The organism is Aeromonas sp. A600620 (assembly GCF_029479985.1).
In the GTDB taxonomy this organism is placed as follows: domain Bacteria; phylum Pseudomonadota; class Gammaproteobacteria; order Enterobacterales; family Aeromonadaceae; genus Aeromonas; species Aeromonas veronii_A.
Genome location: NZ_JAAKXB010000006.1, coordinates 143,033 through 161,796 on the forward strand (window position 1 = coordinate 143,033; position 18,764 = coordinate 161,796).

Sequence of the window (18,764 nt, forward strand, 5' to 3'; positions counted from 1 at the left end):
GACCCATGAAACCCATTTTTGGTAGAGGCCCTTCGCTTCAGTTACGGTTGTTTCTCGCCGTCATCATCTCCATCGCTGCCATCGTCGCGGATTCCCGCTTCGGTGTGTTTACCCATGTCCGCGTCTACCTCAGTTCGTTAGTCAGTCCCCTGCAATACATGGCCAATGCGCCCGGTACCCTGCTCGACACCATGTCGACCCAGGTGCAGACCCGTGCCGATCTCATCGAGCAGACCAAGCAGCAGGAGCAACAGCTGTTTACCCTGCGCTCTCGCCTGCTCAAGATGGATCATCTGGAGCACGAGAACCAGCGTCTGCGCGAGCTGCTGGGTTCACCGGTGCACAAAGAGTCCCGCAAGATGGTGGCTGAGCTGCTGTCGGTGGATTCCGACCCCTTCAGCCATCAGGTGCTGATCAACAAGGGGGCGCTGGATGGCGTCTATAACGGTCAGGCGGTGATCAACGATCAGGGGGTGATTGGTCAGGTGCTCCACGTGGGCTCCACCACCAGTCGCGTGCTGCTGATCACCGACTCCAGCCACGGTATTCCGGTGCGGGTGCTGCGCAACGACTTGCGCGCCATCGCCTCCGGCAGTGGCGAGCTCGACAAGCTGGAGCTGCGCAACCTGCCGCGCAACACCGATATTCAGGTGGGGGATCTGCTGGTCACCTCGGGTCTGGGTGGCCGTTTCCCGGAAGGTTATCCGGTGGCGACCGTGACCCGATCCGAATATGTGGAGGGCAAGCCCTTCGCCCAGGTCGAGGCCAAGCCGCTGGTAGAGCTGGATCGGCTGCGTTATCTGCTGCTGCTGTGGACCGACAAGAAACCCGAAGTACATGATGATGAGAATGGCGAACGGGTGGCAACGGCTGCCTCCGCCGCAGGAGCCACTCGCTGATGCTGCAACCTGCCAGCGGCAGGATCTGGATCTGGATTTCGATCCTGCTGGCTTTGAGCCTGTCGATCCTGCCGCTTCCTTTCGAATTTGATCCATTTCGTCCGGACTGGCTGGCCATGGTGCTCATTTACTGGGCACTGGCGTTGCCGCACCGGACCAACGTCGGCACCGCCTGGGTGGCCGGCCTGCTGCTGGATGTGCTGCTTGGCAGCACCCTCGGCGTGCGGGCCATGGCGATGGCCATCACCACCTATCTGGCAGCATTCCAGTTCCAGAAGATCCGCAACTTCTCCCTCTGGCAGCAGGCCCTGATCATCGGTGGGCTGTCGCTGGTAGGCAAGCTGACGGTGTTCTGGGCCGAACACCTGTTTAGCCGGGCCAGCCTCAACTTCGCCTACTTTTGGTCGACGTTGACGACGATGCTAATATGGCCCTGGGTGTTTCTGGTGTTGCGCAAAGTGCGGCGCCGCTTCAATATCAGGTAAATATGAGCAAAAACAACGAACTGCAACTCTATCTTGCATCGGGTTCCCCCCGTCGTCGCGAACTGTTGGCCCAGCTTGGCTATCGTTTTGATGTGCTGAAACTGGATGTGCCGGAGCAACGGGAAGAGGGGGAGAAACCGCAGGATTATGTCTGCCGTCTCGCCCGCGACAAGGCGATGGCTGGTGTGGCGTGTGCGCCGACGGCGTTGCCGGTGTTGGGTGCCGACACCATAGTGGTGCTGGGGGATCGGGTGCTGGAGAAACCGTCCGATCTGCTCGATGCCAAGGATATGCTGGAGGCACTCTCCGGCAAGGTACATCAGGTGATGACCGCGGTGGCGCTGGCCACCCCCGAGCGCTGCGATGTGCGACTGGTCACCACCAACGTGGCGTTTCGCAAGCTGGACGAGGCCGAGATTGAGGCCTACTGGCAAACCGGAGAGCCCTGTGACAAGGCCGGGGCCTACGGCATTCAGGGGATTGCCGGCAAGTTTGTCAGCCGCATCGAAGGCAGCTATAGCGCCGTGGTCGGCCTGCCGCTGCTGGAGACGGATCTATTGATCAAGCAGCATCTGGAACAACACAAGTAATTTTCCGTCAGCTGTGCTCTGCTGCGTTCTTCCTTGCGCGCGTTGTACCGGATTGGCTGTATAAGAATTCAAAACTGGAACAGGCAAGGTTACTTATGTCGGTAGAACTGCTGGTTAACGTTACCCCCTCCGAAACCCGGGTCGCTCTGGTCGAAAACGGTCTGCTGCAGGAAGTGCATGTAGAGCGTCAGGCCAAACGCGGCATTGTCGGCAACATCTACAAAGGCAAGATCAGCCGGGTGCTCCCGGGCATGCAGGCGGCTTTCGTCGATATCGGTATGGACAAGGCGGCCTTTTTACACGCCTCCGATATTGTGCCCCATACCGAGTGTGTGGCTGTGAAGGAGAAGGAGCAGTTCCAGGTCGGCAATATCGCCGAGCTGGTGCGTCAGGGGCAGGACATCATGGTGCAGGTGGTGAAAGACCCGCTGGGTACCAAGGGTGCCCGTCTCACCACCGATATCACCTTGCCTTCCCGCTATCTGGTCTTTATGCCGGGCAGCGCTCACGTCGGCGTCTCCCAGCGAATCGAGTCCGAAGCGGAGCGGGAGCGCCTCAAGCGCACCGTGGCAGGTTATGTGGATGAACTAGGCGGCTACATCATCCGCACCGCCGCCGAAGGGGTGGGGGAGCAGGAGCTGGAGCAGGATGCCGCCTTCCTCAAGCGGCTGTGGCGCAAGATCCTCGAGCGCAAGCAGAAGTATCCCCCCTGCAAGATCCTCTACGAGGATCCCAGTCTGGCATTCCGGGTGGTGCGCGATTTCGTCGGCGCAGAACTCGACAAGATCCGCGTCGACTCCCGCCAGAGCTTCGATCAGCTCAAGCGCTTCACCGAAGAGTACGTGCCGGAGCTGGCCAGCAAACTGGAGTACTACCCCGGCGAGTCGCCCATCTTCGATCTCTACGACGTGGAGAACGAGATCCAGCGGGCGCTGGAGCGCAAGGTGGAGCTGAAATCCGGTGGCTACCTCATCATCGACCAGACCGAAGCCATGACCACGGTGGATATCAACACCGGCGCCTTTGTCGGCCATCGTAATCTGGAAGAGACCATCTTCAATACCAACGTCGAGGCGACGGCAGCCATCGCTCGTCATCTGCGCCTGCGCAACCTCGGTGGCATCATCATCATCGACTTCATCGACATGCAGTCGGAAGATCACCGCCGCCGGGTGCTGCACAGTCTGGAGCAGGCGCTGTCCAAGGATCGCGCCAAGACCAACGTCAACGGTTTCTCCCAGCTGGGCCTGGTGGAGATGACCCGCAAGCGCACCCGAGAGAGTCTGGAGCATGTGCTCTGCTCCGAGTGCCCCGAGTGCAAGGGACGCGGCCGGGTCAAGACGGTGGAGTCGGTCTGCTTCGAGATCCTGCGGGAGATCATCCGGGTCAACCGTGCCTACGATGCAGATCAGTTCACCGTCTACGCAGCCCCTGCCGTAGCCGACTATCTCCATGGCGAGGAGTCCCACAGTCTTGCGGAGCTGGAAGTGTTTATCGGCAAGCAGGTGCGGGTGGTGAGCGAGCCTCTCTGCGGCCAGGAGCAGTTCGACGTGGTGATGATGTAATTGGTCTATCGCTGGCTGAGTCGGGGCTGGTTAGCCCTGGGGGTCCTGTTCGTACTGCTGGCCATGCTGGTCACCCTGGTGCGGGTCGGGGGCCCTTTGCTGAATCAGTATCGAGAGAGCCTTATCCACACTCTGCTCGGCGATTCGCAAATCAAGGTCAGCGTCGATCAAATTGGACTGAGCTGGACACAGTCAGGCCCGGCCCTCGAACTGCAACAGCTCGCCGTTGCCCCCGACTCCAAACGCTATACCGTCAAGCTCGGCAAGGCCTGGGTGCATCTCGACTTCTGGCGCACTATTAACGAGCTAAAGCCGGTGTTTGGCGAGCTGATCCTCAGCGATGGCGATATCACCCTCGACTTGCGCCAACCGGCTGACGACAGCCCTTCCGGCGATCCCCAGCAGGGCGCCCTGCTGCGCTTTCTGCTGACCCAGCTCTCCACCTTTGACATCCATAACACCCGGCTCAATGTCACCACCGCACTGGGCGACATGCGAGCACTCGATATTGCCCAACTGCGCTGGCAGAATCGTGGCAAGCGCCATCAGGGGGTCGGTAAGGCCTATCTCATCAACGGGGTAGGCGAGAGCACCCTGGACCTGATACTCGATGTAGATACGCCACAAGATCGGCTCGATCGCCTCAAGGGGCAGCTCTATCTGGGTGCCCGCCAGCTCGATATTACCCCGACCCTCGCCAGGATCCATGCGGGCGAACCCAAGGTTGCCGGTCAGCTCGACTTCCAGCTCTGGAGCGAGTTTGACAGTGGCAAGCTGGGCAATACCCTGCTGGCGTTTGGCAACAACTACCTGATCTGGAAGGATCCCAAGAAAGGGGAGATGCACCGCTTCGGTCTCGATGGTGGCAAGATCCAGCTGCGCCGTGACGGCACTGACTGGCAACTGGCTAGCCACAACGTCACCTTCAAGCTGGATGGCAAACCCTGGTTGCAGAGCCGCTTGCAACTGGAACGGATCGGGGATCGGGTGCAGGGCTATCTGCCCAGTATTGAGTTCGACAAGATCACCCAGATCAGTCAGCTGGTCTCGGCGCTCTACCCCACACTCTGCGAGACCCTGCGCCAGACCAATCCGCAGGGGGCGGTGCAGGATCTGACGCTGCTGGCCAATGCCGACTGGCAGGATCTCTCCTTCAGTGGCCGCTTCAGCAAGGTGCGCCTCAAGGCCTGGCAAGATATACCCGGAATGCAGGATCTCAACGGCGAGTTCTGGCTTACCCCGACCGGCGGTAGCGCCAGATTGGCGCTGGCGAATGACAAGGTGGATCCCGCCCGTCACTTCAAGATGCCGATCCCGGTCGACAACTTCTCGGCCCGCCTCGACTGGTGGCGCGAGGAACAGGGCTGGGTGCTCTACGGGCAGGATATCGCGCTGGATAACCCGGATCTGACCCTGGCCAGCCGTTTCCGCCTCGATCTGTTCGAGCACCCTTTCCTCGCCCTGACCGGCCGCATCGATGTGAAGAATGCGGGCCATGCGGATCGCTACTTCCCGCTGCAGGCGATGGACAAGGGGCTGGTGGATTACCTGAGTGGCGCCATCAAGGGAGGCAAGGCCAAGGGGGCCGACCTGCTCTGGTATGGGGAGTTTCGGGATTTCCCCTACGACAATGGCAAGGGCATCTTCCAGGTGGCGGTGCCGCTGGAGCAGGCCACCTACGAGTTCTTCCCCGGTTGGCAACCGCTTACCGATCTGCAGATCGATCTCTTGTTCCAGAATGCCGGTCTCGATATGCGCAGCCGATCCACCAAACTCGGCAAGGCGAGCTCCGACTCGGTGCATGCCTGGATCCCGGATCTCTCCCCCGGCGCCCACCTCTATGTGGATGCCAAGGTGCAGGGGGAGGGCAAGGCCATCAGCGACTACCTGCAGGACTCCCCGCTGGGCAGTTCGGTAGGTCAGGCGCTGCGGGAGATCGAGATCCGCGGCCCGATGGCAGGATCGGTCAAGCTCGATATTCCTCTCGATGGCGAGAGCGAGGTGAAGGCGAGTGGCGATGCCACCTTCAGCAACAACAAGGTGCGGGTCGCCAGTCTGGATCTGCCGCTGGAGAAGGTCGAGGGGCGCCTCGAATATGACAACGAACAGACCCGTTTCAGTAACCTCAAGGCGAGTTTGTGGAACCAGCCGCTGACCCTCGACTATCAGGGGCGCCAGCATCCGGATCACTATCAGGTCGACCTCGATTTCAAGGGGCAGTGGGATAGCCGCCGCCAACCCGCCGCCATCTCCTCGTACGGTATCCTCAACGGCCGCAGCAACTGGGGCGGCAAGCTCGGGTTGACCTTGCCCGAGAGCAAGCCATTCAGCTTCCAGCTGGCGCTCGACTCCAACCTGCAGGGGATGGGGCTGGATCTGCCGCTGCCTCTGGCCAAGAGCAGAGCCAGCCGGCTGCCGCTCAAGGTGATCGCCCGTGGCCGGGATGGCAGCGCCGACATTCGCGCCGTGCTTGGGGCTGATGTGGATATGCAGACCCGACTGGTTTACGGCGAAGGGGTGCCTTATCTCAGCCGGGTGCGGGTCGATGTGGGACAGCCGGGTGCCCGGGTGCTGCGCGATGCCCCCATGCTGCTTGCCATCAACCAGCAGGAGGCTGACGTTGGCAGCTGGCTGGCACGACTCAAGCAGTGGCTGCCAGCGCAGAACCAGACCGGCAATGCGGTGGTTGGACCGGCCTTCTTGCCGCAGGAGTGGTGGGTGGATGGGCAGCTGGCTCGCGCCTATATCGGCAGTGCCACCCTCAAGGCGGTACGTTTCACCGTGGGGCCGACCAATCAGGCGACCGAGGTGATGATCGACAGCCCCGACGTGATGGGGGTGATCCGCCAGCCCGCAGTAGCCAATCGCCCGGTAGACGCCAAGTTTGCCCGCATCTTCTGGTCCGGCAAGAGTTCGGATCTCAGTCCGGATCCCGATGCCAGGCAGGATAACGCCATCATGGCCTCCATCCCCTGGCTGACATTCAGCTGCGTCGATTGCCGCTTTGGCGCATTGCCGCTCGGCGAAGTGAAAGGGGAGCTGGTGCCCGGCGCCAACAAGGTGACCCTCAAGGGACTGGATATGCGGCTGGCAGGTAGTCAGCTCACCGGCAGCGTCGACTGGCTGGCCGATGGCAATCGGATGGAGACCCGCGCCCGTGGCAAGCTGACTAGCAACAACAGCGAGCTGCTGCTCAAGCGGCTCGGCTACACCTCCCCCATCGGCGATGCCCCCGGCTCCCTCGCTTTTGATCTGAACTGGCAGGATGTGCCCTATCGCCCGAGCCTGCCGACTCTGGGGGGCAGTGCCAACTATCAGCTGGAGGGCGGCACCCTGCGCGAGGTCAACGACAAGGGAGCACGGCTGCTCTCCCTGCTCAGTCTCGACTCCCTGCTGCGCAAGCTGCGCCTCGATTTTCGCGATGTGTTCGACAAGGGTTTCTACTTCGAATCCATGTCTGCTTCTGCCACCATCAAGCAGGGGCAGGTCAGCAACAATGATTTCTATATGAAGGGGGCGGCAGGCAATCTGCGCGGCGAGGGGATCGCCGATTTGGTGCGCTGGCGGCTCGACTACGAGCTGAGCTTTTCCCCGAATCTGGGTGGCACCCTGCCGGTGGTGGCGGCCTTTTCCATCACGCCGATCACGGGTCTCTATGTGCTGGCCCTCTCCAAACTGCTGGAGCCGGTGGTGGATGTGGTGACCCGCATCGATTTTCGCATCTCGGGCCCGCTCGACGCACCCAAGCTGATCGAGGCGGGACGAGATCGCGCGCGCATCAAGCTCAACCAGCAGCAGAAAGAGGCGGTTGACGCCGTTGCCCCCGGCCTGCCGACCCAAGAGGTGACCCCTTTCCTGCTGAGCCCTAAACACGCGGGGCCCGCTCAGCGCTGAACGAGCGGCCCGGCACCATCACAAGGAGTGAGCCATGATCCGACATATCCTGCTGATCGCCTTCAAGCCGGGCACCCAGCCTGCCCAGATAGATGCGGTGCGTACCGCCTTTCTCGCCATTCCCCATCAGGTCAGCGGCGTGACCGCCATGGAGTGGGGGGAGAATGACAGCCCGGAGGGGAGGGATGATGGCTTTACCCACAGCGTGCTGATGACCTTCGCCGACGAAGCAGCCCGCCAGCGCTATCTGCCCCATCCGGATCACGATGCCCTCAAGGCCATCTTCCGCCCGGTGCTGGAGCGCATCATAGTGCTGGATTACACCCTGCAGGCGGGGGATGCTGTCACCGTCTGATGGCCCAAGCGACAAGGAGAACGTCATGTGGTTAGCCGCAATACAGCTGGTATCTGGCCGTCACTGGCAGGATAACCGGGAGCAGATCGCCGCCGAGCTGGCAGCCTTGCCAAAAGAGCGGCCGCTGCTGGTGCTGCTGCCGGAGAACTTTGCCCTGTTTGGCGAACGACAGGGCTATCTGGATGGTGCCGAGGCAATCGTCTCCGATCCCAGCGCCACTCTGAGCGGAGCAACGCCCATTCAACAACAACTGGCCGAATGGGCCCGCGATTATGGCATCTGGCTGGTGGCTGGGGCTATGCCGACCACCATCGCAGGTTCTGACCATATCCACACCAGCTCGCTGGTGTTTGACCCAAGTGGTGAGCTTAGGGGCCACTACCACAAGATCCACCTGTTCGACGTGGATGTGGCGGACAATCACGGTCGCTATCGGGAGTCGGAAACTTTCAGTGCTGGTCAGGACTGCGTGCTGGTGGACTCCCCCTTTGGTCCCCTCGGCCTCTCGATCTGTTATGATTTGCGCTTTCCCGAGCTCTACCGCCAGTTGGCCCGTGCCGGTGCCCGCGTGCTGCTGGTGCCTGCCGCCTTTACCGCCGTGACAGGCGAGGCGCACTGGGAGCCGCTGCTGCGGGCTCGCGCCATCGAAAACCAGTGCTACGTAGTCGCGGCCAATCAGGGCGGCACTCACGAAACGGGGCGCCAGACCTGGGGCCACAGCATGGTGATCGACCCCTGGGGCCGGGTGCTGGCCAGCAAAGAGTCCGGGCGCGGCACAGTGCTGGCGAAGATGGAGCCCGGGCTTATCGACGAATTGAAACGCACCATGCCAGTGCTGCAACACGCCCGTTTGCTCTGATGGTGTGGTGAAAAATTGAAACGCAGCCGTTTGCCCGTGCTGGAGCATGCCCGTTTGTTGTGATGGTGTGGCTTGTTGCCAACCCGTCGGCAAGACGATTTAAAACAGCTCGTTACGAGAGTGGAGAAGAAGATTGAGTCTATTGAGCCAGGTTAGTGCCTCCCTGTTGGCCCCGAACGACCTCGACGAAGGGCGCCTGCAGCAGCTGCTCTGCAGCCTGATGAGCCATCAGGTGGAGTTCGGCGATCTCTATTTCCAGCGCAGCTGGCACGAGTCCTGGATGCTGGAAGATGGCATCGTCAAGGATGGCAGCTACAACATCGATCAGGGGGTCGGGGTGCGCGCCGTCAGCGGCGAGAAGACCGGTTTCGCCTACTCGGACGAGCTGAGCCTGCTGGCGTTGCAACAGTCGGTGACTGCCGCTCGCGGCATCGCCGCAGCAGGTGCTCACGGCAAGGTGAAGGCGTGGACTCGCACCGAAGCGAACCTGCTCTATCCGGCCATGGATCCGCTGCAGACCCTCGACAAGCACCAGAAGATCGCCCTACTGGAGCAGATGGACAAGTTCGCCAGAAGTCTGGACCCCGCCATCAATCAGGTGATGGCCTCCATCAGCGGCGTCTACGAAGAGGTGCTGGTGGCCGCCACCGACGGCACCCTGGCCGCTGATGTGCGTCCGCTGGTGCGGCTGTCGGTGACCGTGATCGCCGAGAAGGGGGATCGCCGCGAGCGTGGCAGTGCCGGTGGCGGTGGCCGCTTTGGTTACGACTGGTTCCTCGAACTGGACGGGCTGGAGAGCCGCGCTTTTGGCTATGTGCGTGAAGCGGTGCGTCAGGCGCTGGTCAATCTGGAAGCCATCGACGCGCCAGCCGGCACCATGCCGGTGGTGCTGGGCTCCGGTTGGCCCGGCGTGCTGCTGCACGAGGCGGTAGGTCACGGTCTGGAGGGGGATTTCAACCGCAAGGGATCTTCCGCGTTTGCTGGCCGCATCGGCGAGCAGGTGGCCTCCAAGCACTGCACTATAGTCGACGACGGCACCCTGCCGGGTCGGCGCGGCTCCGTCTCCATCGATGACGAGGGGACGCCGGGTGGCTACAACGTGCTGATCGAGAACGGCATCCTCAAGGGCTATCTGCAAGACAAGCAGAACGCCCGTCTGATGGGGGTACCGCTCACCGGCAACGGGCGCCGCGAATCTTACGCCGCCATGCCGATGCCGCGCATGACCAACACCTACATGCTGGCGGGCCAGCATGATCCGGCTGAGATCATCGCCTCGGTGAAGAAGGGCATTTATGCCCCCAACTTCGGCGGCGGTCAGGTGGACATCACCTCCGGCAAGTTTGTCTTCTCCGCCTCCGAGGCTTACCTCATCGAAGATGGCAAGATCACCGCCCCCATCAAGGGGGCGACCCTGATCGGCAACGGCCCCGAGGCGATGAGCCAGGTCTCCATGGTGGGCAGCGATCTTGCGCTGGATCGCGGGGTCGGCATCTGCGGCAAGGAGGGGCAGAGCGTGCCGGTCGGTGTCGGCCAGCCCACCCTCAAACTGGATCAACTCACCGTGGGTGGCACCCAGTAAGCCTCGACGCAGAACAAGAACAGAGAGAAACCATGCTTACCCTGTCGAAAATATCCAATATCAGGAGCCAGCTCTCCCCCAGCGAGCTCAAGATTGCCGATTACATCCTCTCCTGTCCGGAACAGGTGACCCACTTCTCCTCTCAGGAGCTGGCCCAGCAGGCGGAGGTGAGCCAGTCGAGCATAGTGAAGTTCACCCAGAAGATCGGGTTCAAGGGCTTCACCGCCTTCAAGCTGGCGGTCAGCGAGGATCTGGGGCGCAAGCATGCCATCAAGACCGACAATGTCGGTGATCTCTACAATGGCATCGGGCGAGACGATGATCTGGAGACCATGGCCAAGAAGCTGGCGCAGGAGAAGATAAATTCTATCATCGAGACCACTCAGGCTCTCGACAGTGCTCTGCTGAAGCAGGTACTCGACACCATAGATGGCGCTGGGCGGGTACAGCTGGTGGGGATTGGCGGTTCGGCACTGACCGCCAAGGATCTCTGGTACAAGTTGCTCAAGATCGGTGTAACTACCCTGTTTGCCCAGGATAGCCATGTGCAGATCTCCATCGCCCAGACCCTGGGACCGGGTGATGTGCAGCTGGTCATCTCCTATTCTGGCGCCAGCCGTGATGTGCTGGCGGCGGCCGAGCTGGCCAAGCGCAATGGTGCCACCCTGATTGCCGTGACTTCGTTCCGGCAAACCCAGTTGCGCCAGATGGCCGACATGGTGCTGGATACGGTGGCGGAGGAGAACGAACTGCGTATCTCTTCCATCTCCTCCCGTACCGCCCAGAACACCATTACCGACATCCTGTTCCTCGGCCTGGTGCAGCGCAGAGACGAGCGAGCCTGGGCCCTGATTGACGGTACCCGGGATGCCATCGACCGACTCAACAAGGAGTGATGACTGCTCTCCCGCAGCATCATCCGTACAACAAAAAACCACCTGAACAGGTGGTTTTTTGTTGTCTGCTAGAGGTCAAGGGCCCAGCGGATAAAGGCTTTACGCCGCTTGGCATCGGCCGCCAGATAGAGTTCCCGCAGGGTGGCATCCGCCTGCTCCGGCGTAAGTGCCGAAGCTGTATGAGCGGTAGTTGCGGCTTGTGTTGCGAAAATGGGGGCCGGACTCACTGTTGGCGTATGGCTTGCCAGCAGGGCCTGGTAATCGGTGCCCAGACTATCCTGGTTGCGTGGCAGGGCTTGTAGTGCCAGCGGTTGTGAGGTGCCCTTGTCGTCACTCAGCAGCAGGGCCGGGCTGGCGGCAAACTGGCGGATAGCCGAGGAGCTGGTCAGCACCGGGGTGGTCAGTTGCAGCGTCCCTTGTGATGGTGCTGTAAGGGTAACCAGCAGAGGAGCCGAGGTCACGCGTCCCTGGCTCTCGTTGGTGGAGCGAGGGTCACTTGGGCTGTCAAAGCGGACCAGCAGTCGGGACTCTCCCGCCGGGAGCTCAATGATCCGGGTGAAGGCCGAGGGTTTGCCCTGTGGCGAGGCGAGCAGGGTGAGGGTATCGGCCAGCTCCAGTCGGGCGGCCGTGGCCGGTACGCTGAGCAGCAGGGCAAACAGGGGGGATAATAGTAGGGGAGAGAGCAGGGAGGATCGTGCCATCATAAGACTCCATGAAGGAGCCGGCCCGCAGGCCGGCAACCAGATCAGAATTCGTAGCGCAGGCCGAGGTGGTAGAAGCTCTCGCTGTTGCTGCTGCCACCAAAGCTGGTGATGGTGCTACCAGCCAGACCATCTTCACCATTGCGGATCACATAGGCGCTGTAGAGGGAAGATCGCGGGGTGAGCTTGTATTGCAGCTCCAGCGTAGTATCGCGCAGTGCCATCTGGTCGCCACCCTCGTTGACGAGGTGACGATAGCCTGCGCGGGCCGCCCACTTCTGGTTGATGTCATACACCGCGGTCAGTTCCCACACCTTGTCTTCACTGTCGGCACGGCCATCGCGATAGGTCACCTGATCCTTGCTATAGAGGGCACCCAACATCAGAGGGCCGAGATAGTAGCGGGTACCGATCCCTGCGAAGCGATACTCATCGGCATTGGGATCGACCTTGCTGCCACTGCTCTGGGCTGCTTTGGTCTGCTGATACGCCACGACCGGAGCCAGTTTGCCTGCATTGCCCAGATCGAAGGTGTAGCGCAGGGCGCCGTTGTAACCGTAATCAAGATCCGAGGTGCCGTTACCAAGGATGTAGGCGAGCGAGAGATCCAGATTGCCGAGGGTGTTCTGGTACTGCAGGGTGCCATCCTGACGGAACACCTGCACGGCGGTGGAGTCCACCTTGCTGGCCTGACGAGCCATGGAGACATCAGAGGCGGCAAACACATCGCCAATATCGGTGAACATGATGAGGCCGGAAGAGACGCGCCCGCCGGTCACCTTGCCCCACTGACCACCATCGATCCCTGCCCAGACGTAACGGGCAGTGAGGTCGCTGCTGTTCTTCTGCACGTTGTTGGCGTATTCGGCTGCATTGACCTGATATTGCGCCATGCCGATCACTGCGACATCGTCATTGACGGTCTGACGGGCGGTAAAGCCGATACGGCCATCGAAGTCACCCTGATCATTGCCGCTCTTCTTGTCGGAAATATTGAAGCCAAGACGGCCGTAGAGGTCGACGTTGGAGCCATCGTCAGCCTGATAGATGACGGCCGCATGAGCGGAACCTGTGCCGAGCAGTGCGGGAAGAACCAGAGCAAGCATGGATTTTTTCATTTTTTATCGTTCCTGTACGGGCTCTGTGCCAGAGCCGGGATGAGTTTGGCCATGACCCCGATTGCTCGGGGCCAGACCTTGGCTAGAAATCCGGAGGAGGGATTAACTCAGATCGACGTTCTTGCAGCCGAACATCAGGGTGAAGAGATAGCCGCCGAGGTAGGCGACGGCGAGGCCGACCGCATAGACCATCATGCCGGGGAAGATCCCCTGGGCGGAGGTCATCAGCGGCAGGGCGACGATACCGGAGGGGCCAAAGACGGTGTTGAGGCCGACCGGCAGACCCAGCCAGGAGATCAGGCCAACCACGAAGCCCCCCAGCGAACCACCGCAGCAGGCCGTGATAAAGGGTTTGACCCGCGGCAGGGTGACGCCGTAGATGAGCGGCTCACCGACCCCCAGAATGCCCGGAATGATGGTGCCCTTCACCTGAGTGCGCAGTAGGGAATCCTTGCCTGCCCGGCTGTAGAGCGCCAGCGCAGCCCCTACCTGTCCGGCACCGGCCAGCGCCAGGATAGGAAACAGGGAGTTGAAGCCCTGGGCATCCATCAGCGCAAAGTAGACGGGAACGAACCCCTGGTGGATGCCAAACATCACCGAGATGAGGAACAGGCCAGCCAGAATAGCGGTACCGAACGGGTTGCCATTGAGGTTGATGAAGAGCCAGGACATGCCGTTATAGAGCTGCACGCCGAGGGGCATGATCAGGATAAAGGTGACAGCTCCCATGATCAGCAGGGTGATGCAGGAAGTGAGGATCATATCCAGACTGTCCGGCATGTAGCGGCGAACCTGGCGCTCAACCGAGGCGCCTATGATGCAGGCGATCAGCACGCCGATGATGTTGCCGCGGGGATCGATCTGATGGCCGAAGAAGTCGGTGATACCGGAGTAGATGCCGCTGCTGGCCTGAGGGTCATAACCCATGACAAACAGAGAGGCGATGATTGCACCGTTGACGCCGGAGCCACCAAACGCCTTCTGGGCGTTGTAGCCGATCAGGATGCTGAGGAAGCTGAACAGTCCCTTGCTGAAGAGCTTCATGTAGCCGACGAATTCGGCCAGCATGCCCCCTGTCTGCTGTCCTTCCAGCAACAGGGTCTGTTCGATCAGGGTGGCACAGCCGAGCAGCAGACCCGCAGCGATAAAACCGGGGATCAGCGGAGTGAAAATGGTGGCAAACTTGGCCAGGAAGCGGTGCGCCGCACTGCTCTGCTTCTGCTTCAGCGCCTGCTTGTTGGCGGCGGCGATGTCGCCAAGATCCGCAGGTTGCGGGCGGGGGGCGGTGAGGATGCCAGCATCCGTACTCAGCATACCGTTCATCATTTCGCAGGCGGTCTGGGCTTTGCCCGGACCAAGCACGATCTGGAACTGGTTGTCGCTTTCAATCACCCCCATCACCCCGGCGATCCGTTTGATAGTATCGCGATCGGCATGCAGGCTGTCCGCCAGGCTCAGCCGCAAGCGGGTCATGCAGTGGCCACAGTTGGTGATGTTATCCCGGCCGCCGATGGCCTGGATGATCTGGCCAATCATGGAATCAGTTATTTTTGCCATAAAGAACCCGGTCAGTCTGATGTGAGGGGGTGGATGCCCCCGCTGATGTGGTTATCCTGTCGCCATTGCTGGCGCGGCCAATGTGCGGTCGGCCGATTAATCAGTGCATTTGCTGATAAAGCCGCCGCTGTTTTTCAGCCGCTCTCGTGCTTCGCTGGCAGAGATATTGGCCAGGATCATTACGATGGCGGTCTTGCAGTGGCTATCTGCGGCGGCAAGAGCCTGCTCGGCCGTGCCACGGTCACATTCGGTTGCTTCCATGACGATGCGCTTCTGGCGTTCCACCAGTTTGGCGTTGGTCGCCTCCACATCCACCATCAGATTGCCGTAGACCTTGCCGGTGCGGATCATGGCACCGGTCGAGAGCATATTGAGGATCAGCTTCTGGGCTGTGCCCGCTTTCATGCGGGAGGAGCCGGTCACTATCTCGGGTCCGACCACGGCGACCATGCTGATGTCGGCCGCTTTGGCGAGCGGGCTGCCCGGGTTGCAGCTGATGCTGCACACTGTGGCACCCAGGCTCCTGGCATACTGCATGGCGCCCAGTACATAGGGGGTTCGTCCACTGGCTGCGATACCCACCAGTACATCGTTGGTACTGAAGTGGATGTTTTTAAGATCGTTGGCACCGAGTTCTGCATCGTCTTCGGCATTCTCCACCGCCTGCAGTATGGCCTTGTGGCCCCCGGCAATCAGGCCGATGACCCGTTCGGCAGAGACACCGTAGGTGGGTGGGCATTCGCTGGCGTCCAGAATGCCGAGGCGCCCGGAGGTGCCTGCCCCGATGTAGATCAAGCGGCCGCCTTTGCCAAATGCCGCAGCAATAGCATCGACCGCCTTGGCGATCTCGGGCAGCAGTTGGCCTACAGCCACTGCTACGTGTTGATCTTCTTGATTGATGATCCGCAGCATATCCAGCGTCGGGAGCTGATCGATCTCGATGCTGGCTGGATTGCGGGTTTCAGTAATCATGCTTGATAGGTCAATGGTCATCGCTTCCTCTACTTCAGGTCGTCGCCATTCCCGGCGTAAATCATTCTTCTCGATGCGGGTCATCATGCTCGATTTTTGATTTTTATTATGAGACTGATGTCGCATAATAAATTATTCCAATTATTTTCTTTTTAAAGGAGGTAAAATTCCATCAGAGGAGCATAGAGAGAAGAGGGAGTGACAGGGGGATTGGCTAGCCTGCTTGATGGACATGCAACAAAAAGCCCCGGTCAGTAGGCCGGGGCTTGCAGAATCATCGGTGTTAATTGACCGAGATGGCGCGGGCGTCGATGAAGTAACGGGCTTTACCCTGTTTGTCGATCTGGATTTTGGCGAGCAGCCTCTCTTGCTGCCTGTGTTCCCACAGTTGTTCTATGTTGGCAAGAGCTGGATTGGCTATGCCGAGCACATTCAGGTATTCGTGAAACAGGCTATGACTGCCGATTTCGGTCAGCATCTTGGTCATATGGGCACTCTTCTGGAACAAGGGGGGCAGATACAAGATAGCCATGTCGAGCTGAATGAGTGCTGTACAAAAAACAAACAGGGCTTCTGGCAACAGCAGAGATAATGCGGGTCAGCGAGTGCGGGATCGCAGACAACAAAAAGCCCCGTTCGGTGGAGCGGGGCTGGCTGGTTATTCGGTATCAGTTGATGGATATTGCGCGAGCATCGATGAAGTAACGGGCATTGCCCTGTTTGTCGATCTGGATTTTGGCGACCAGCTGCTCCCGCTTTTTATATTCCCAGTGTTGCTCAATCTTGGCGAGGGATGGGCTCGCAATCCCAACCACGTTCAGGTACTCGTGAAACAGGCTATGGCTCCCTATTTCGGTCAGTATCTTCTCCATCTGCATACTCTCCTGAAGTTGAGTGGGTATTCATCAACAAACCTATCAGCGTCCGTCTGAATAAAGTCTGTATAAAAAACAAACTAACCCATTTTTGTGTCAATAACATGATCAGGAACAAGATCAGTGCAGATCGTCAGGGACTTTTTGATACCGTTTTCAATCAGGGCTGACGGGCTTTTGCGGCAACTGATCAAACGTGCCGGAAGCCTGCGGTAGCGCCGGTGCGGTTTGCACGGCCTGGCCACCGTGGAAGACCGGATCCTGTGCCACTTCCTTGATGCCGTTGATGCAAAACTGCATACCCATGCAGACCAGCAGGAAGCCCATGATGCGTGTCATGGCATCGATGCCGGTGGCGCCAAGGATCTTGCAGACCGGATCCGCCAGCTTCAATACTCCCCAGCTGATCAGGCTCATCAGGGCAAACGCAGTGACCATGGCGCCATAGATGGTGAGGCGGTTGTACTCGTCAGGCAGCTCGGCAATCTGGGCTGCCCCGCTTATCACCAGCGCCATGGTGCCCGGCCCGCACATGCTGGGCATGGTGAGTGGTACGAAGGCAATGCTCTGGTTGATATCGACCCCGCTCTGCTGGCTGGGGGCGGGGAACAGCATGCGAAAGCCGATAAAGCCGATGATGAGCCCCCCGGCCAGGCGCAAACCCGGAATGGAGATACCGAACAGATCCAGAATCGAGGATCCGATAAAGAAAGTGATGCAGAGGGTGCAGAACAGATAGATGGCCGCCATATTGACCTGACGTCGCACATGTTCGCGCGACATCCCCTTGCTCAGCCCCAGCAGCAGGGTGGCCGTGGTAGGCGGATTGACCATGGGCAGCAACGCCAGCAAAGCGAGAAATACGACCTGAAAGAACATGTTGAGCCTCGGATAGCAGGGATGAATGGGAATACCTTGATCCAGGTGGTCACCTGACTCAAGAGGGAGGCTATCTTATGCTGGCGAAACTGAACATAAGCAGTACAAAAAAGCCCCGGCAGATACCGGGGCTTGTTGTTCGGGTCAGGCCGCTTGCGGTGCTTGCTGCTGCCGGATGGCCCGTTGCTGGAACCAGAGCCAAAGACCGATGGCGAAACCCAGCACCGACAGGCTCACCACATAGTGGGAGGGGGCCAGCATGTCGCTCTTCATCCATAGGGTCACCGCCATCGGGGTGAGGCCGCCGAAGATGGCGTAGGCCACGTTGTAGGAGAATGACAGACCGGAGAAACGCACCACCGGCGGGAAGGCGTTGACCATCACGTAAGGCACGGCGCCGACAATCCCGACCGCAAAGCCTGCCAGCATGTAGAGCGGCACCAGCTGGCTCGTACCGGCCGCCAGACCGTGATAGAAGGCGTAGCTGGAGCCCGCCAGCAGCAGGGAGCCGAACATGAAGGTGAGACCGCTGCCCAGCAGGTCGATCAGTCGACCATAAACGATGCAGCCGAGGGTCAGGGCCACGATCGCCAGCGAGTTGGCGGTCAGGGCGTCCGCCGGGCTGATGCCATAGACCTTCTGCAGATAGGTCGGGGTCATCAGGATCACCACCACGATACCGGCGGAGAGCAGCCAGGTGAGCAGCATGGAGACCACCACGCTGCTCTTGTGGTTGCGCAGCACCGACTTGAGGGGCAGCTCGTCAGCCAGGGTCTTGTTGGCCTTCATCTCGGCGAAAACCGGGGTCTCGTGCAACCAGCGACGCAGGTACATGGCGACGATGCCGAAGATACCGCCCAGCAGGAAGGGCACTCGCCAGCCCCAGTCACTCACTTCGGCCGGGGTCAGGCTCTTGTTGACCGCAGTGGCGATGAGGGAGCCGAGCAGGATGCCGGCCGTCAATCCCGCCGTGAGCGTACCGCAGGCGACCCCGACCCGACGGGCAGGAACGTGCTCGGCGACAAATACCCAGGCGCCCGGCACTTCACCGCCGATGGCGGCGCCTTGCAGGATCCGCAATCCCAGCAGGGCGATGGGGGCGCCGATGCCGAGCACCGCATAGGTGGGCAGCAGACCGATCAACAGGGTCGGCAGCGCCATCATGATGATGCTGAGGGTGAACATCCGCTTGCGACCGATGAGATCGCCAAAGTGGGCCATGATGATGCCGCCGAGCGGGCGGGCCAGATAACCGGCGGCGAAGATGCCGAAGGTCTGGAACTGGCGCAGCCACTCGGGAATGTCGGCCGGGAAGAACAGCTCGCCGATGACCACGGCGAAGAAGACGAAGATGATGAAGTCGTAAAACTCCAACGCACCGCCGAGGGCAGCCAGACTCAGAGTTTTGTAATCCTGTCGATTGAGGGGGCGGGCGTGATCGTGTTGTTGTGTGGTCGTGGTCATATCCGTATGTTTCCCATCGGTTTTTTTAGTTATTGTCACCCCGGACAAGGGGTATATACAGGTGATCGAGAGT

Annotated in this window: 17 protein-coding genes; 9 read left to right on the top strand and 8 right to left on the bottom strand. The window is 60.3% G+C overall.

The window, feature by feature from the left end; all coding sequences use genetic code 11:
* Window positions 1-5: 5 nt before the first annotated feature.
* The 9 genes from mreC (at window position 6) to G5533_RS10015 (ending at window position 11,125) form a co-directional block, all read left to right on the top strand.
* Window positions 6-899, top strand: a complete 894-nt coding sequence (gene mreC / locus G5533_RS09975) for a rod shape-determining protein MreC (RefSeq protein ID WP_005342907.1) — start codon at window positions 6-8, stop codon at window positions 897-899.
* A complete protein-coding gene (gene mreD, locus G5533_RS09980) occupies window positions 899-1,384 on the top strand; it encodes a rod shape-determining protein MreD (protein ID WP_005342908.1) in 486 nt (161 codons plus the stop codon). Before mreC ends, mreD begins: the two co-directional genes overlap by 1 nt.
* 2 nt (window positions 1,385-1,386) lie before the next feature.
* Window positions 1,387-1,974 (top strand): Maf family protein, encoded by a 588-nt coding sequence (locus G5533_RS09985; RefSeq protein ID WP_005342909.1) that lies wholly within the window; start codon window positions 1,387-1,389, stop codon window positions 1,972-1,974.
* A 95-nt stretch (window positions 1,975-2,069) separates the two neighbouring features.
* Window positions 2,070-3,539: a ribonuclease G gene (gene rng, locus G5533_RS09990; RefSeq protein WP_005340056.1), complete on the top strand. Its 1,470-nt coding sequence runs from the start codon at window positions 2,070-2,072 to the stop codon at window positions 3,537-3,539.
* Window positions 3,540-7,433: a YhdP family protein gene (locus G5533_RS09995; protein ID WP_421255076.1), complete on the top strand. Its 3,894-nt coding sequence runs from the start codon at window positions 3,540-3,542 to the stop codon at window positions 7,431-7,433.
* 34 nt (window positions 7,434-7,467) lie between these two features.
* Window positions 7,468-7,788, top strand: coding sequence for a Dabb family protein (locus tag G5533_RS10000; RefSeq protein WP_266134575.1), 321 nt, complete (start codon window positions 7,468-7,470; stop codon window positions 7,786-7,788).
* Between the two features lie 25 nt (window positions 7,789-7,813).
* Window positions 7,814-8,647 (top strand): carbon-nitrogen hydrolase family protein, encoded by an 834-nt coding sequence (locus tag G5533_RS10005; RefSeq protein ID WP_266134576.1) that lies wholly within the window; start codon window positions 7,814-7,816, stop codon window positions 8,645-8,647.
* A gap of 133 nt (window positions 8,648-8,780) precedes the next feature.
* Complete coding sequence (gene tldD / locus G5533_RS10010; RefSeq protein ID WP_266134577.1) at window positions 8,781-10,229, top strand: metalloprotease TldD; 1,449 nt, start codon at window positions 8,781-8,783, stop codon at window positions 10,227-10,229.
* 32 nt (window positions 10,230-10,261) lie between these two features.
* The gene (locus G5533_RS10015; RefSeq protein WP_108588468.1) at window positions 10,262-11,125 is read left to right on the top strand and encodes an SIS domain-containing protein; all 864 of its coding nucleotides are present in this window, start codon (window positions 10,262-10,264) and stop codon (window positions 11,123-11,125) included.
* A gap of 68 nt (window positions 11,126-11,193) precedes the next feature.
* Here the strand turns inward: G5533_RS10015 and G5533_RS10020 are convergent, their stop codons facing one another.
* From G5533_RS10020 to G5533_RS10055, 8 genes are all read right to left on the bottom strand, one after another.
* Window positions 11,194-11,829, bottom strand: coding sequence for a DUF2057 family protein (locus G5533_RS10020; RefSeq protein WP_421205591.1), 636 nt, complete (start codon window positions 11,827-11,829; stop codon window positions 11,194-11,196).
* 41 nt (window positions 11,830-11,870) lie between these two features.
* Window positions 11,871-12,944 (bottom strand): porin, encoded by a 1,074-nt coding sequence (locus tag G5533_RS10025; RefSeq protein ID WP_227341512.1) that lies wholly within the window; start codon window positions 12,942-12,944, stop codon window positions 11,871-11,873.
* Between the two features lie 102 nt (window positions 12,945-13,046).
* On the bottom strand, window positions 13,047-14,501 hold the full coding sequence (murP, locus tag G5533_RS10030) for a PTS N-acetylmuramic acid transporter subunit IIBC (protein ID WP_421250821.1): 1,455 nt from the start codon (window positions 14,499-14,501) through the stop codon (window positions 13,047-13,049).
* A gap of 96 nt (window positions 14,502-14,597) precedes the next feature.
* A complete protein-coding gene (gene murQ, locus G5533_RS10035) occupies window positions 14,598-15,494 on the bottom strand; it encodes an N-acetylmuramic acid 6-phosphate etherase (protein WP_441254745.1) in 897 nt (298 codons plus the stop codon).
* 262 nt (window positions 15,495-15,756) lie between these two features.
* Window positions 15,757-15,960: a hypothetical protein gene (locus G5533_RS10040; protein WP_041209699.1), complete on the bottom strand. Its 204-nt coding sequence runs from the start codon at window positions 15,958-15,960 to the stop codon at window positions 15,757-15,759.
* A gap of 181 nt (window positions 15,961-16,141) precedes the next feature.
* Window positions 16,142-16,345 (bottom strand): hypothetical protein, encoded by a 204-nt coding sequence (locus G5533_RS10045; protein ID WP_216952760.1) that lies wholly within the window; start codon window positions 16,343-16,345, stop codon window positions 16,142-16,144.
* Window positions 16,346-16,504: 159 nt separating this feature from the next.
* Window positions 16,505-17,227, bottom strand: a complete 723-nt coding sequence (locus tag G5533_RS10050) for a MarC family NAAT transporter (RefSeq protein ID WP_151287145.1) — start codon at window positions 17,225-17,227, stop codon at window positions 16,505-16,507.
* A gap of 144 nt (window positions 17,228-17,371) precedes the next feature.
* Window positions 17,372-18,691 carry an MFS transporter gene (locus G5533_RS10055; protein WP_019446502.1) on the bottom strand — a complete coding sequence of 440 codons (1,320 nt, stop codon included), beginning with the start codon at window positions 18,689-18,691 and terminating at the stop codon, window positions 17,372-17,374.
* Between the last annotated feature and the right edge of the window lie 73 nt (window positions 18,692-18,764).